Source organism: Xylanimonas ulmi (assembly GCF_004216535.1).
GTDB classification, from domain to species: Bacteria; Actinomycetota; Actinomycetes; order Actinomycetales; family Cellulomonadaceae; genus Xylanimonas; species Xylanimonas ulmi.
The window spans coordinates 461286-476153 of sequence record NZ_SGWX01000001.1 but is presented as its reverse complement, the minus strand read 5'-3'; the positions used below and the strand labels follow the sequence as shown (position 1 = coordinate 476153).

Genomic DNA, 14868 nt, shown 5'->3' with positions numbered 1-14868 from the left:
AACGCCTCAGTCTTCCACGCCCACGCCCGCGGGAACCCCCGCGGGGGGCGTGTTCCGGCGCCGCCTCTGCGGTGTCGTGGCGCGGTCAGCCGCGCACGCGAGCCGCGAGGTCGACGCCGACCTGCGCCGTCGTGCGCACGGCGCCGCCGCGCTCGGCCAGGTCGGCCGCGACGGCCCGCTCGACGCGGACGGCCTGCTCGGTCAGGCCCAGGTGGTCGAGCATCATGCTCACGCTCAGCACCGTGGCCGTGGGGTCGGCCTTGCCCTGTCCGGCGATGTCGGGCGCCGAGCCGTGGATGGGCTCGAACATGCTCGGGAACGCCCCGTCCGGGTTGATGTTGGCCGAGCCGGCCAGGCCCATGCCGCCCGTGATCGCGGCGGCCTCGTCGGTGATGATGTCGCCGAACAGGTTGTCGGTGACGATCACGTCGAACCGCGACGGGTTGGTGACCAGGAAGATCGTCGCGGCGTCGACGTGCAGGTAGTCGGTGGTGACCTCGGGGAACTCGGCGTTGACGGCCTCGACCGTGCGGCGCCACAGGTGCCCGGCGTTGACCAGCACGTTGTGCTTGTGCACCAGGGTCAGGTGCTTGCGCTCGCGCCGCGCGGCCTGGGCGAACGCGTAGCGCACCACGCGCTCGACGCCGAAGGCCGTGTTGAGCGAGACCTCGGTGGCGACCTCGTGGGGCGTGCCGGTGCGGATCGAGCCGCCGTTGCCGACGTACGGGCCCTCGGTGCCCTCACGCACGACGACGAAGTCCACGTCGCCCGGGTTCGCGAGCGGCGAGGTGACGCCCTGGTAGAGCTTGTTGGGCCGCAGGTTGACGTAGTGGTCGAGCGCGAAGCGCAGCTTGAGCAGCAGGCCGCGCTCAAGCACACCCGACGGGACGGTCGGGTCGCCGATCGCGCCGAGCAGGATCGCGTCGTGGCCCTTGATCGCGTCGAGCGTCTCGTCGGTCAGCGTCTCGCCGGTGGCGTGCCAGCGGCGCGCGCCCAGGTCGAAGTCGGTGGTGGCCACGGCGATGTCGGATCCGGCGAGCGCCGCCTCCAGGACCGTCAGCCCCTGCTCGACGACCTCGGTGCCGATGCCGTCGCCCGCGACCACTGCCAGCTCGATGTTGCGCGTCATGCGCCCGAGAATACCGCTGACCAGCCACCATGCGGGACGCGTGTCTCGCAGCGTGGACGTGCGTGGCGCGCGATCGTCGTCACCGCGACTGCGCCTTCGGGTAGAGCAGCTCGAACCGCTCGCACAGGACCTCCAGGTCGGGCGAGAACTCGTGCCCCTCGGGCATGCTCCGTCGCCAGTACGCCTCGTGCTCGGCCCGCCAGGACGTCAGCGACCCGTCGCCCTCCCCCTCACGCCGCGCGAACTCCTCGGTCACGGCGCCGAACGCGACGACGTCGACCGCCGTCGTGCGGATGAGCGCCTGCGGCGCGCCGGCGCCGTCGAGCACCACCGAGAGCTCGCCGGGCTGGGGCGCGGGCTCGTCGTCGCCGTACTCCACGGCGAGCGAGGACGTGGCGGTCTTGACCCCGGCCAGGACCAGCGCGAGCAGCTCGTCGGCCAGTGCGGGCGAGTCGCCGAACGACCACGCGGGCGGCGGCAGCGTCTCGGTCCACCCGGTCCCCACGACGACGCCGATGCGCGCCATCCCGGCGCGCGTGCGGGCCGTCTCCCAGAACTCCTGGATCCGGCGCGCCTGCTCGGCGTCGTCGGCGGGAGGCTCGGTGGCGTCGGGGGCGTGCAGGTCGTGGGTCACGAGACCATCCAAGCAGGTGCCGGTGCGAGGGGCGGATCGGGGGTGGTTTCGACAGGCTCAACCACCGGTGGTTGAGCCCACCGGTGGTTGAGCCCATCGGTGGTTGAGCCTGTCGAAACCCACTCCTCAGCGCGCAGACCCCATGGCCGCGCGCCTTCGGGGCTCCGCTCCGGCGGGGACTCGCTGCGCTCGCCCCCGCCTACGCTGCACTCCTCAGCGCGCGGCGGAGCCCTCGGTGTAGTCGGTGTCCTGCTGCTTCCACGCGAAGTGGGCGCGCAGCTCGCGGCCGGTCCTCTCGATCGGGTGCTGGGCCTCCTTCTCGCGCAGCTCGAAGAACTCCTTGCCGCCGTTGTCCTGGTCGGCGATGAACCGCTGGGCGAAGGCGCCCGACTGGATGTCCGCGAGGATCGCCTTCATCGAGTCCTTGACCGCCGGGGTCACGACGCGCGGGCCCGAGACGTAGTCGCCGTACTCGGCCGTGTCGGAGACCGACCAGCGCTGCTTGGCGATGCCGCCCTCCCACATGAGGTCGACGATGAGCTTGAGCTCGTGCAGCACCTCGAAGTAGGCGATCTCCGGCTGGTAGCCGGCCTCGGTCAGGGTCTCGAAGCCCGCCTGGACCAGGTGCGAGACGCCGCCGCACAGCACGGCCTGCTCGCCGAACAGGTCGGTCTCGGTCTCCTCGGTGAACGTCGTCTTGATGACGCCCGCACGCGTGCCGCCGATGGCCTTGGCGTAGGCCAGCGCGACGTCCCAGGCCTTGCCCGAGGCGTCCTGCTCGACGGCGATGATGTCCGGGATGCCGCGACCGGCGACGAACTCGCGGCGCACGGTGTGGCCCGGCGCCTTCGGGGCGACCATGATGACGTCGACGCCCTCGGCCGGCTTGATGTAGCCGAAGCGGATGTTGAAGCCGTGCCCGAACACGAGCGTGTCGCCCGCCTTGAGGTTCGGCGCGATGTCGTCGGCGTACAGGTGACGCTGCACCTGGTCGGGGGCGAGGATGACGATGACGTCGGCCTCGGCGGCGGCCTCGGCCGGGGTCAGGACGCGAAAGCCCTGCTCCTCGGCCTTGGGGCGCGACTTCGAGCCCTCCTTGAGGCCGATGCGGACGTCGACGCCCGAGTCGCGCAGGTTGAGCGCGTGCGCGTGCCCCTGGCTGCCGTAGCCGATGACGGCGACCTTCTTGGCCTGGATCAGCGACAGGTCGGCGTCGTCGTCATAGAAAAGCTCTGCCACGGTGATGCTCCTCAGGATGCGTGGGTGGAAGGGTCGGATGGTTCGGGGGTCAGGCGGTGGCCCGCACGCGCTCAAGCGCGCGGTCCGTGATCGACCGCGACCCGCGCCCGATGGCGATGGTCCCGGACTTCACGATCTCGCGGATGCCGTACGGCTCGAGCGCCCCGATCAGGGCCGTGAGCTTGGCGTCGGTGCCGATGGCCTCGACGACCACCGTATCGGGCACCACGTCCACGACGTGCGCGCGGAACAGGTTGACGACCTCGAGCACACCCGAGCGGGTCTGCGCGTCGGCGCGGACCTTGACCAGCAGCAGCTGCCGCTGGATCGAGGACTCGGACTCGAGCTCGACGATCTTGATGACGTGCACCAACTTGTTGAGCTGCTTGGTCACCTGCTCGAGCGGCAGCGCGTCGACGTCGACGACGACGGTGATGCGCGAGATCTCCTCGTGCTCGGTCGGGCCCACCGCGAGCGAGTGGATGTTGAACGCGCGCCGGGCGAACAGCCCCGCGACGCGTGTGAGCACGCCGGGCTTGTTCTCGACCAGGACGGACAGCGTGTGGCGGGTCATCGTTAATCCTCTCGGTCCCAGGACGGCGAGATGCCGCGGGCGTACTGGATCTCGTCGTTGCTCACGCCGGCCGCGACCATGGGCCACACCAGCGCGTCGCGCGAGACGGTGAAGTCGACGACGACGGGCCGGTCGTCGACCTCGTTGGCGCGGCGGATCGCGTCGTCGACGTCGGACGCCCTCTCGACGCGGATGCCGACGGCGTCGTACGCCTCGGCGAGCTTGACGAAGTCCGGCACGCGCATCGTGCCGTGCCCTGTGTGCAGGTCGGTGTTCGAGTAGCGCTCCTCGTAGAAGAGCGTCTGCCACTGGCGCACCATGCCGAGTGAGCTGTTGTTGATCAGCGCCACCTTGATGGGGATGTCGTTGATCGTGCAGGTGGCCAGCTCCTGGTTGGTCATCTGGAAGCAGCCGTCGCCGTCGATCGCCCACACGTTCGCGTCCGGGCGCCCGACCTTGGCGCCCATGGCCGCGGGGACCGCGTAACCCATGGTGCCCAGGCCGCCGGAGTTGATCCACGTGCGCGGGTGCTCGTAGGTGATGAACTGCGACGCCCACATCTGGTGCTGTCCGACGCCCGAGACGAAGACCGTGTCGGGGCCGTTGACCTCGCCCAGCCGTTGGATCACGTGCTGGGGCGACAGCAGCCCGTCGGCCGTCGGGGTGTAGCCGAGCGGGTAGGTCTTGCGCCACTCGTCGATCTGGCGCCACCAGCCGGCGAGGTCCGGCAGCCCGACCCGCTCGTGCTCGGCCCGCAGCGCGGGCGCCAGGTCGCCCAGCACCTCGCGCAGGTCGCCGACGATGGGCACGTCCGCCGTGCGGTTCTTGCCGATCTCGGCCGGGTCGATGTCGGCGTGCACGACGGTGGCGTGCGGCGCGAACGACGAGAGCTGGCCGGTGACGCGGTCGTCGAACCGGGCGCCGAGCGCCACGATGAGGTCGGCCTTCTGCAGCGCCGCGACGGCCGGGACCGTGCCGTGCATGCCGGGCATGCCCAGGTGCTGCGGGTGCGTGTCCGGCACGGCGCCGCGCGCCATGAGCGTGGTCACGACCGGCGCCCCCGACAGGTCGACCAGCGCGCGCAGGCCCTCCCACGCCTGAGCCCGGATGACGCCGCCGCCCACGTACAGCACGGGGCGCCGCGAGGTCGCCAGCAGCCGCGCGGCCTCGCGCACCTGCTTGGCGTGCGGCTTGGTCACCGGGTGGTAGCCGGGCAGGCGGGGCTCGTTCGACCAGGCGAACGGCGCGCTCGCCTGCAGCGCCGACTTCGCGATGTCCACGAGCACCGGGCCGGGGCGGCCCGTCGCGGCGATGTGAAAGGCCTCGGCGATGGTGCGCGGGATGTCGGCCGCGTCGGTCACCAGGTAGGAGTGTTTGGTGACCGGCATCGTGATGCCGACGATGTCGGCCTCTTGGAACGCGTCGGTGCCGATCATCGCCGCGCCGACCTGACCCGTGATGGCGACCATCGGGATCGAGTCCATGTTGGCGTCGGCCAGCGGCGTCACAAGGTTGGTGGCGCCGGGGCCCGAGGTCGCCATCGTGACCCCGACCTTGCCGGTCGCGTGCGCGTAGCCCGACGCCGCGTGCCCGCCGCCCTGCTCGTGGCGCACCAGGATGTGGCGCAGGCGCGTGGAGTCGAGCAGCGGGTCGTACGCGGGCAGGATCGCGCCGCCGGGAATGCCGAAGACGACCTCCGCGCCGACCTCCTCAAGCGAGCGGACGACGGCCTGCGCGCCCGACATCGTCTCGCCGGCGACGGACGGAGCCGTCTGCGCGCCGGGGACGACGACGGTGCTGCGCGCGGCGACCTGTGCGGGGCTCGGGTGCGGCGTTGCCATCGGAATCTCCTGCCAGTCGGTGGTGCGGTGCTGGTGGTGCTGGTGGTGCGGGGCAGTAAAAAACCCCCCGGGTTCCCCTGGTGGAGCTGCGGGGACGATCGGAGGGTGAGCGCGCTGACGAGGCCGTCGGTACGTCTGGCGTCAGCCAGCGCGCCCGGGAAGTACTACGAGGCGGATCGTCTGCATGTCGGCAACCTACGCCGCTGGGCGCGGGGTGTCACCTCTTGTGGCGCGCTTCCCACATCGTGGGATCGCCGATCGGCCGTCGGACACGCCCGCCGAGCGTCCCGCGATGTCGCCCACCGGCCCCGGGAAGCCGCCTTTCCGGGACGCTCGCGCCCGAGTCACTCCAGGACGGCGCCGCGCGAGGCGGACTGCACGAGTTTCGTGTACTTCGCGAGCACACCGCGCGTGTACGGGTGCGCGAGCGGCGCCCAGCCCTCGCGGCGGGCGGCGAGCTCGCCGTCGTCGACCAGCAGGTCGAGCGTCTTGGCGCGCACGTCGAGGCGGATGCGGTCACCGTCGCGCACGAACGCGATGGGGCCGCCGTCGACGGCCTCGGGGGCGATGTGCCCCACGCACAGCCCCGTGGTGCCGCCCGAGAACCGGCCGTCGGTGACCAGCAGCACGTCCTTGCCAAACCCGGCGCCCTTGATCGCCCCGGTGATCGCGAGCATCTCGCGCATGCCCGGCCCGCCCTGGGGCCCCTCATAGCGGATGACGACGACGTCGCCCTCGGTGATGGTGCCGTCCTCCAGGGCGTCGAGCGCGGCGCGCTCGCGCTCGAACACGCGCGCAGTCCCTTCGAAGACGTCCTGCGCGAACCCCGCGGACTTCACGACGGCGCCGTCGGGCGCGAGCGATCCGCCCAGGATCGTGATGCCGCCCGTCGCGTGGATCGGGTTGTCCATCGCGCGCAGGATGACGCCGTCAGGGTCGGGCGGGGCGATGTCCGCGAGGTTCTCCGCGACCGTCCGGCCCGTCACCGTCAGGGCGTCGCCGTGCACGAGGCCCGCCTCCAACAGCGCCCTCATCACCACGGGCACGCCGCCCACCCGGTCGACGTCGTTCATGACGTAGCGCCCGAACGGCTTGAGGTCGCCCAGGTGCGGCACGCGGTCGCCGATCCGGTCGAAGTCGGCGAGCGTGAGGTCGACCTCGGCCTCGTGCGCGATGGCCAGCAGGTGCAGCACAGCGTTGGTCGAGCCACCGAAGGCCATGACGACGGCGATGGCGTTCTCGAACGCCTCCTTGGTCAGGATCTGCCGGGCGGTGACCCCCTGGCGCAGCAGGTTGACGACGGCCTCGCCCGAGCGGTGCGCCCAGGCGTCGCGCCGCCGGTCGGCCGACGGCGGCGCGGCCGAGCCCGGCAGCGACATCCCGAGCGCCTCGGCCGCCGAGGCCATGGTGTTGGCGGTGTACATGCCGCCGCACGCGCCCTCGCCGGGGCAGATGGCGCGCTCGATGCGGCCGACGTCCTCCTCGCTCATGAGCCCGCGCGCGCACGCCCCGACGGCTTCGAACGCGTCGATGATGGTCACCTGGCGCTCCGAGCCGTCCGACAGCCTGACCCAGCCGGGCATGATCGACCCGGCGTAGAGGAACACGCTCGCCAGGTCGAGCCGCGCCGCGGCCATGAGCATGCCGGGCAGCGACTTGTCGCACCCGGCCAGCAGCACCGACCCGTCGAGCCGCTCGGCCGACATGACCACCTCGACCGAGTCGGCGATGACGTCGCGCGACACGAGCGAGAAGTGCATGCCCTCGTGCCCCATCGAGATGCCGTCAGACACCGAGATGGTCCCGAACTCGAGCGGGTACCCGCCCGCGGCGTGCACGCCCTCCTTGCACGCCTGCGCGAGCCGGTCGAGCGACAAGTTGCACGGAGTGATCTCGTTCCATGACGAGGCGACCCCGATCTGCGGCTTGTCGAAGTCGTCGTCGCCCATGCCCACCGCGCGCAGCATTCCGCGCGCTGCGGTCGCCTCCAGGCCCTCGGTCACCTGCCACGACCGAGGCTTGAGCGAGCGCCCCTCACCGCTGTCGGACCCCATACCCGCAACGTAAGCCCGCCATCCGAGCCCCGCAGCGCCAGGCCCAACAGCGCCAGGCCGTGGCGGCGGCCGGGCCGACCTAGCGGCGCGGCAGACGCGAAACGTCCCGCACGGCGCCGCGGTCGGCCGACGTCGCCATGGCGGCGTAGGCGCGCAGCGCCGGCGACACGTACCGGTCGCGCTCCTGGGGCGTCCACGGGAACTCGGACGCCTCCATCTTGGCGCGCCGCTCGGCGAGCACCGCGTCGGACACGTTGACCCGGATGATCCGCGACTCGACGTCGATCTCGATCTCGTCGCCGTCCTCGACCAGGCCGATCGTGCCGCCCGCCGCCGCCTCCGGGGACACGTGGCCCACCGAGATTCCGGACGAGCCGCCCGAGAAGCGCCCGTCGGTGATGAGCGCGACGACCTTGCCGAGCCCGCGGCCCTTGATGAACGACGTCGGGTAGAGCATCTCCTGCATGCCGGGACCGCCCGCGGGGCCCTCGTAGCGCACGACGACGACGTGGCCCGGCTCGACCTGCTTGGTGAGGATCTTCTCGACCGCCTGCTCCTGCGACTCGACCACCAGGGCCTTGCCGACGAAGTGGAAGACGTCGGGGTCGATGCCGGCGGTCTTGATGATCGCGCCGTCCTGCGCCAGGTTGCCCTTGAGCACCGCGAGGCCGCCCTCGACCGTGTAGGCGTGTGCGACGTCGCGGATGCAGCCGGTGGCCGCGTCGGTGTCGAGCGACTCCCACACGTTCGACGTCGAGAAGGCCTGGGTGGTGCGCACGCCTCCCGGCGCGGCGTGGAACAGAGCGGTCGCGCGCTCGGTCGCCTTGCCACCGCGGATGTCCCAGTCGTCGAGCCACGCGCGCAGCGTCGGGGTGTGGACCGAGGTCACCGCGTGGTCCAGCAGGCCCGCGCGGTCGAGCTCGCCCAGCAGCGCGGGGATGCCGCCCGCGCGGTGCACGTCCTCCATGTGGAAGTCGGGGTGGTTCGGCGCGACCTTGCTCAGGCACGGCACGCGGCGGCTGATCGCGTCGATGTCGTCGAGCGTGAAGTCAACCTCGGCCTCCTGGGCGGCGGCGAGGATGTGCAGCACCGTGTTGGTCGAGCCGCCCATGGCGACGTCGAGCGTCATGGCGTTGGTGAAGGCGGCCTTGGTGGCGATGCCCCGGGGAGCCGCGGCGTCGTCGGCGTCCTCGTAGTAGCGCTTGGCGAGGTCGACGATGGTGCGGCCCGCCTCAAGGAACAGGTCCTTGCGCGCGGTGTGCGTCGCGAGCGTCGAGCCGTTGCCCGGCAGCGACAGGCCCAGCGCCTCGGTCAGGCAGTTCATCGAGTTGGCGGTGAACATGCCCGAGCACGACCCGCACGTGGGGCAGGCGTTCTCCTCGACGAGGCCCAAGGCGCTGTCGGAGACGTTGTCGTCGGCCGAGTAGTTGATCGCGCTGATGAGGTTCAGGTGCGTCTTGGCCACGCCGTCGGCCACGACCGCCTTGCCGGCCTCCATGGGCCCGCCGGAGACGAAGATCGTGGGGATGTTCAGGCGCAGGGCGGCGTTGAGCATGCCGGGCGTGATCTTGTCGCAGTTGGAGATGCACACCAGCGCGTCGGCCGTGTGCGCGTTGACCATGTACTCGACGCTGTCCGCGATGAGGTCGCGGCTGGGCAGCGAGTAGAGCATGCCGCCGTGGCCCATCGCGATGCCGTCGTCGACGGCGATGGTGTTGAACTCCTTGGCGACGCCGCCGGCCTCGCGGATCGCCGACCCCACCAGGTCACCCATGTCCTTGAGGTGGACGTGCCCGGGGACGAACTGGGTGTAGGAATTGGCGATCGCGATGATCGGCTTTCCAAAGTCCTCGGCGCCCATGCCGGTCGCGCGCCACAGGGCGCGCGCACCCGCCATGTTGCGGCCGTGGGTCGAGGTACGGGAGCGCAGGGGCCGACTCATGGCGGTAACCCTACGCCGGCGTCCGCAGGGTGGATGCCCCCCGTCCGCAGGCTGACCCGTCAGTCGCCCGAGGTGTGCACGCCCTCGACAGCGTCGGCCGCGCGCATGCGGCGCAGCACCCACGGCCCGAGGGCCGCGACGACGCCCGCGAACACGAGCGCGACCGCGCCGATGCCGCCGAAGAACGGCGTCGGCGCCACACCCTCGGTGGCCTGGACAAGCTGCGCGGTGATGGCCTGCCCCGCGGCCGGGGCGAGGAACCACAGCGCCATCGCCTGCCCGCGGAACGCGCGTGGGGCCAACAGCGTCGTGGCCGCCAGTCCCACGGGCGACAGGCACAGCTCGCCGAGCGTCTGGATCACGTAGACCAGGCCAAGCACCCAGGCGCCGGTCTTGGCGTCGCCCGACACCGCCGAGGCGCCGGCCAGGAACAGGAACGAGATCGCCGCGAGCGCGAGGCCGATCGCGAATTTGTAGGGCGTGGCGGGCCGGTCGCCGGTGCGCAGCCACACCCACGCGAAGACCGGCGCCAGCACGATGATGCCCAGCGGATTGACCGACTGGAACACCTCGGGGCTGAAGTCGTGGAACCACAGGAACGACAGGACCGTCTCGTCGCGCGCATAGGTCGACAGCGTCGTCGCGGCCTGCTCGAAGATCATGAAGAAGAGCATCGCGGCGACGAACAGCGGGATGTAGGCGAGCAGTCGGCTGCGCTCGGCGACGCTGACCTGGGGCGAGCGGTACATCACGAGGAAGAACGCGATCGGCACGATGAACGCCAGGTAGCTCAGCGAGTTGACGATCGCGCGCAGGCCGAACGTCGAGTTCAGCGCAGCGACGACGAGGTAGAGCACCGCGACGCCGACCACGATCAGCACCAGCAGGCGCACGACCTTGGGGCGCTCCTGCGGGGTGATCGGGTTCTCGATGTGGTCGCCCGCCCCGGCCAGGAGCTTGCGCCCCGCGACGAAGCAGACCAGCGCGAACGCCATGCCGATCGCGGCGACCAGGAATCCGGCGTGGTAGCCCCACGCGTTGCGCACGCCGCCCACGATGAGCGGGCTGAAGAACGAGCCGAGGTTGATGCCCATGTAGAAGATCGAGAACGCCGACTGCCTGCGCGGGTCCTGGCGCTCGTAGAGCTCACCCACCATCGAGGAGACGTTGGGCTTGAGGAAGCCCGTGCCGAGCGCCACCAGGCAGATGCCCAGCCAGCTGAACCCCGCCGACGGGAGCGAGAGCGCGACGTGGCCCGCGGCGATGATGACCCCGCCGACGAACGTCGCCCGATAGGCGCCGATGAGGCGGTCGGCGAACCAGCCGCCGACGATCGACAGCAGATACACGCCGGTGCCGTAGATCGACACCACGGCCTCACCCTGCGACTTCTCGAACCCGAGCCCGCCGTTGGCGATCGTGTCGGTGATGTAGTAGACGAGGATGGCGCGCATGCCGTAGTAGCTGAAGCGCTCCCACAGCTCGGTGCCGAACAGGGTGAACAGTGCGAGCGGATGGCCGAAGAACCGGCGATCGCCGGCGACCGCGGCGGCAGGGGTCCGCGCCTCAGGATGGGCAGTCACCATCCGATGGTCGCACTCTCGGACTCTGAGCGCCGCTGGGGTCCGCGACGCGAGAAACCGTCACGCCGCCCGCGCGCCGGCCCGACGTCGTCAACGGCCGAGCGCCCCCGGCCGCAGCGCCCGATCGACCTGGTGCGCGAGGTGCTCGGCGTCGTGCGCGCGTCGCTCGTCCACGGGGTGGGTGCGCAGGTGCGCGGCTGAGACGGCCTCGGCGACCGCCTCGGCGACGCGCGTGTCGAACACGCTGGGGATGATGTACGCCGAGTTGAGCTCGTCGTCCCCCACGACCCCCGCGATGGCCACCGCCGCGACACGCAGCATCTCGTCGTCGATATGGCGCGCGCCCGAGTCGAGCAGGCCGCGGAACAGCCCCGGGAACACCAGGACGTTGTTGATCTGGTTCGGGTAGTCGCTGCGGCCGCTGGCGACGACGGTGGCGACCTCGCCCGCCGCGATGGGGTCGACCTCAGGCGTCGGGTTGGCCAGCGCGAACACGATGGCGCGATCGTTCATCCGAGCGATGTCCGCGCCGTCGAGGATGTTGGCGGCCGAGACGCCGATGAAGACGTCGGCGCCGATCAGCCCTTGCCTGAGCGTTCCCCGGAAGCCTGTCGGATTGGTGTGCGCGAACAGCCACTGGCGGTTCTCGTCGCGTGCGGCCGACTCGGCCGTGAGCGCGGCGTGGCGGTCGAACGCGATGATGTCGGTGGCCCCCTGGGCCAGCAGGAGGCGGACGATGGCGCTGCCAGCGGCGCCGACTCCGGACACCGCGATCCGCACGTCGCCGATCGCCTTGTCGACGACCTTGAGCGCGTTGATCAGGGCCGCGAGCACCACGATGGCGGTGCCGTGCTGGTCGTCGTGGAAGACGGGGATGTCGAGCTCCGCGCGCAGTCGCCGCTCGATCTCGAAACAGCGCGGCGCGGAGATGTCCTCGAGGTTGACGCCGCCGAATCCTGGCGCGATCGCCTTGACCGTGCGGATGATCTCCTCGGTGTCGGTGGTGTCGAGCGCCAGCGGCCACGCGTCGACGCCCGCGAACTGCTTGAAGAGCGCGGCCTTGCCCTCCATGACCGGCATCGCCGCCTGGGGTCCGATGTCGCCCAGGCCGAGCACGGCGGTGCCGTCGGTGACCACCGCGACCGTATTGCGCTTGATGGTCAGGCGGCGCGCGTCCTCGGGATGGTCGGCGATCGCCAGGCAGACACGCGCCACCCCGGGGGTATAGGCGCGTGACAGGTCACGGCGGGTCTTGAGCGGCACCTTGGGGGTGACCTCGATCTTGCCGCCGAGGTGCATGAGGAACGTCGAGTCCGACATCTTGAGCACCCGCACGCCGTCGAGGGCGTCGAGCGCCGCGACGATGCGCTCGCCGTGCTCGCTGTCGACGGTGTCACAGGTGACGTCGACGACGATCGTGGCGGGATGGGAGTCGACGACGTCGACGCCCATCACCGCTGCCCCCGCCGCGACCACCTCGTGGACGATCTCGCTCGTCGCGCGCTGACTGGCCGGGGCCTCGACGCGCAAGGTGATCGTGTAGCTGGGACTGGGCATCGTCATCGTCTGCGTCCTCTCGTCGCCCGACCGTTGTCGAGTCCCAGAGGATGCTTCTCCGAACCCCGCCCCACCGCAACCCACCCCACCCCTCCCGCGAGATACCGGAATCCGGTCACCGGAGGCGGGATACGGCGCCGAGGAACGGTATCTCGCCGCGGAAGCGGTACCTCGCGGGGGTGGTCAGTGGCCTGCGGCGGCCCAGTACTCGTCCTCCAGGATGCTCATGACGATGGCGTCCGCCCAGCCGTCGCCGTCGCGGTACGCGTCGCGCAGCCGGCCCTCCTCGCGGAAGCCCAGCGACTCGTACAGCGCCCGGGCGCGCGGGTTGATGCTCAAGACCTGCAGGGACACGCGGTGCAGGCCCGGACCGGGCTCGTGCTCGCCGTCGACGCGCACACCGTGGAACGCGAAGCGCAGCACCTCCCAGATCGCCTCGCGCCCGTAGCCGCGCCCGCGGTAGTCGGGCAGCATCTGCAGGCGCAGGTTGGCCGAGCGAGCGATCTCGTCGATGTCGTTCAGCACGATCTCGCCGATCAGGTCGTCGCTCACCGGCGCCCCGTCCCGGACGGCGCCGGGCGTGATCGCCCAGTCATACCGCCCGGGACGGTCGCTGACGCTGGCCGCCCACTCGTCGATCTGCGCGCGCGTGAACGACGCCGTCGTGCCCGTCTGACGCATGCCCTCCGGGTCCTGCAGGCTGTCCCACAGGCGCTGCGCGTCACGAGACTCAAGCGGCCGCAGGCGCACCATCTCGCCGTGGAGCTCAGGACTCCGGGTCACGGCGTCCTCCGTCCCTCAAGAGCCGATGCGCTCAAGGACCAGCTCGCGCACGCGCTTGGCGTCGGCCTGCCCCTTCGTGGCCTTCATGACGGCCCCGATGATCGCGCCGACCGGCCCCAGGTTGCCGCCCCGGACCTTCTCGACGATGTCGGGCTGCGCGGCCAGCGCCGCGTCGACGGCGGCGAGCAGCGCGCCGTCGTCGGACACGACCTCCAGGCCGCGCGCGACGACGACCGCCTCGGGGTCGCCCTCCCCGGCCAAGACGCCGTCAAGCACCTGGCGCGCGAGCTTGTCGTTGATGCGCCCGGCGTCGACCAGCGCCTGGAGCTGCGCGATCTGAGCGGGCGTGATCGCGACCTCGTCGAGGCTGACCTCCGCCTGCTTGGCGTGCCGCGCGAGCTCGCCCATCCACCACTTGCGCGCCGCCGCGGGGCTGGCGCCCCCGGCGACCGTCGCCTCGATGAGCTCGACGGCGCCGGCGTTGACGACGTCGCGCATCTCGGCGTCGGCGTAGCCCCACTCCCCCTGCAGCCGACGACGGCGCGCCGCGGGCAGCTCGGGCAGCGTCGCGCGGATCCGCTCGACCCACTCGCGGCTGGGCGCGACCGGCACCAGGTCCGGCTCGGGGAAGTAGCGGTAGTCCTCGGCGTCGGACTTCACCCGGCCCGACGACGTCGTGCCGGTGTCCTCGTGGAAGTGCCGGGTCTCCTGGACGACGGCGTCGCCCGCGTCGAGGATCGCCGCCTGACGCGAGATCTCGAAGCGCACCGTGCGCTCGACCGAGCGGAACGAGTTGACGTTCTTGGTCTCGGAGCGCGTGCCGAGCTTGTCCTGCGGCGTGGGGCGCAGCGAGACGTTGACGTCGGCGCGCACGTTCCCACGCTCCATGCGGGCCTCGGACACCTCCAGCGCGCGGAAGATGTCGCGCAGCGTCTGCACGTACGCGCGGGCCACCTCGGGGGCGCGCTCACCGGCGCCCTCGATGGGCTTGGTGACGATCTCCACGAGCGGGATGCCCGCGCGGTTGTAGTCGACCAGCGAGTACTCGGCGCCGTGGATGCGCCCGGTGGCGCCGCCGACGTGCGTGTTCTTGCCGGCGTCCTCCTCCATGTGCGCGCGCTCGATCTCGACGCGGAAGATGGCGCCGTCGTCGAGCTCGACGTCGACCCAGCCGTCGTAGGCGATCGGCTCGTCGTACTGCGAGGTCTGGAAGTTCTTCGGAACGTCCGGGTAGAAGTAGTTCTTCCGGGCGAACCGGCACGTCTCGGCGATCTGGCAGTTGAGGGCCAGGCCGATGCGGATGGCGTACTCGACCGCGACGCCGTTGACGACGGGCAGGGCCCCGGGCAGGCCGAGGCTGACCGGCGTCGTCTGCGTGTTGGGATCGGCGCCGAAGGACACCTCGGCCGCGCAGAACATCTTGGTGCGGGTGCCGAGCTCGACGTGGACCTCGATGCCGAGCACCGGGTCGTAGCGCTTGACGGCGTCGGCGTAGTCGACGAGTGCGGGCGTGCTCACTGACACGGTTTCGT

11 protein-coding genes are annotated in these 14868 nt (G+C 71.3%); all 11 read right to left on the bottom strand.

Annotated features, from left to right (window positions below; all coding sequences use genetic code 11):
• Positions 1-85: 85 nt before the first annotated feature.
• The gene (locus tag EV386_RS02040; protein WP_130411855.1) at positions 86-1129 is read right to left on the bottom strand and encodes a 3-isopropylmalate dehydrogenase; all 1044 of its coding nucleotides are present in this window, start codon (positions 1127-1129) and stop codon (positions 86-88) included.
• A 79-nt stretch (positions 1130-1208) separates the two neighbouring features.
• A complete protein-coding gene (locus EV386_RS02035; RefSeq protein ID WP_242607794.1) occupies positions 1209-1763 on the bottom strand; it encodes an ASCH domain-containing protein in 555 nt (184 codons plus the stop codon).
• Positions 1764-1976: 213 nt separating this feature from the next.
• Positions 1977-3002 (bottom strand): ketol-acid reductoisomerase, encoded by a 1026-nt coding sequence (gene ilvC / locus EV386_RS02030; protein ID WP_130411853.1) that lies wholly within the window; start codon positions 3000-3002, stop codon positions 1977-1979.
• 49 nt (positions 3003-3051) lie between these two features.
• A complete protein-coding gene (ilvN, locus tag EV386_RS02025; protein WP_130411851.1) occupies positions 3052-3576 on the bottom strand; it encodes an acetolactate synthase small subunit in 525 nt (174 codons plus the stop codon).
• Between the two features lie 2 nt (positions 3577-3578).
• Complete coding sequence (locus EV386_RS02020; protein WP_130411849.1) at positions 3579-5417, bottom strand: acetolactate synthase large subunit; 1839 nt, start codon at positions 5415-5417, stop codon at positions 3579-3581.
• 344 nt (positions 5418-5761) lie between these two features.
• Positions 5762-7471 carry a dihydroxy-acid dehydratase gene (ilvD, locus tag EV386_RS02015; RefSeq protein WP_130411847.1) on the bottom strand — a complete coding sequence of 570 codons (1710 nt, stop codon included), beginning with the start codon at positions 7469-7471 and terminating at the stop codon, positions 5762-5764.
• Positions 7472-7550: 79 nt separating this feature from the next.
• Positions 7551-9413, bottom strand: a complete 1863-nt coding sequence (gene ilvD, locus EV386_RS02010) for a dihydroxy-acid dehydratase (protein ID WP_130411845.1) — start codon at positions 9411-9413, stop codon at positions 7551-7553.
• A gap of 59 nt (positions 9414-9472) precedes the next feature.
• On the bottom strand, positions 9473-10996 hold the full coding sequence (locus EV386_RS02005) for a peptide MFS transporter (RefSeq protein ID WP_242607793.1): 1524 nt from the start codon (positions 10994-10996) through the stop codon (positions 9473-9475).
• A gap of 90 nt (positions 10997-11086) precedes the next feature.
• Complete coding sequence (locus EV386_RS02000) at positions 11087-12559, bottom strand: NAD-dependent malic enzyme (protein ID WP_130411841.1); 1473 nt, start codon at positions 12557-12559, stop codon at positions 11087-11089.
• A 177-nt stretch (positions 12560-12736) separates the two neighbouring features.
• Positions 12737-13336 carry a GNAT family N-acetyltransferase gene (locus EV386_RS01995; protein ID WP_130411839.1) on the bottom strand — a complete coding sequence of 200 codons (600 nt, stop codon included), beginning with the start codon at positions 13334-13336 and terminating at the stop codon, positions 12737-12739.
• Positions 13337-13351: 15 nt separating this feature from the next.
• Positions 13352-14860, bottom strand: coding sequence for an Asp-tRNA(Asn)/Glu-tRNA(Gln) amidotransferase subunit GatB (gatB, locus tag EV386_RS01990; protein ID WP_130411837.1), 1509 nt, complete (start codon positions 14858-14860; stop codon positions 13352-13354).
• Positions 14861-14868 lie beyond the last annotated feature (8 nt).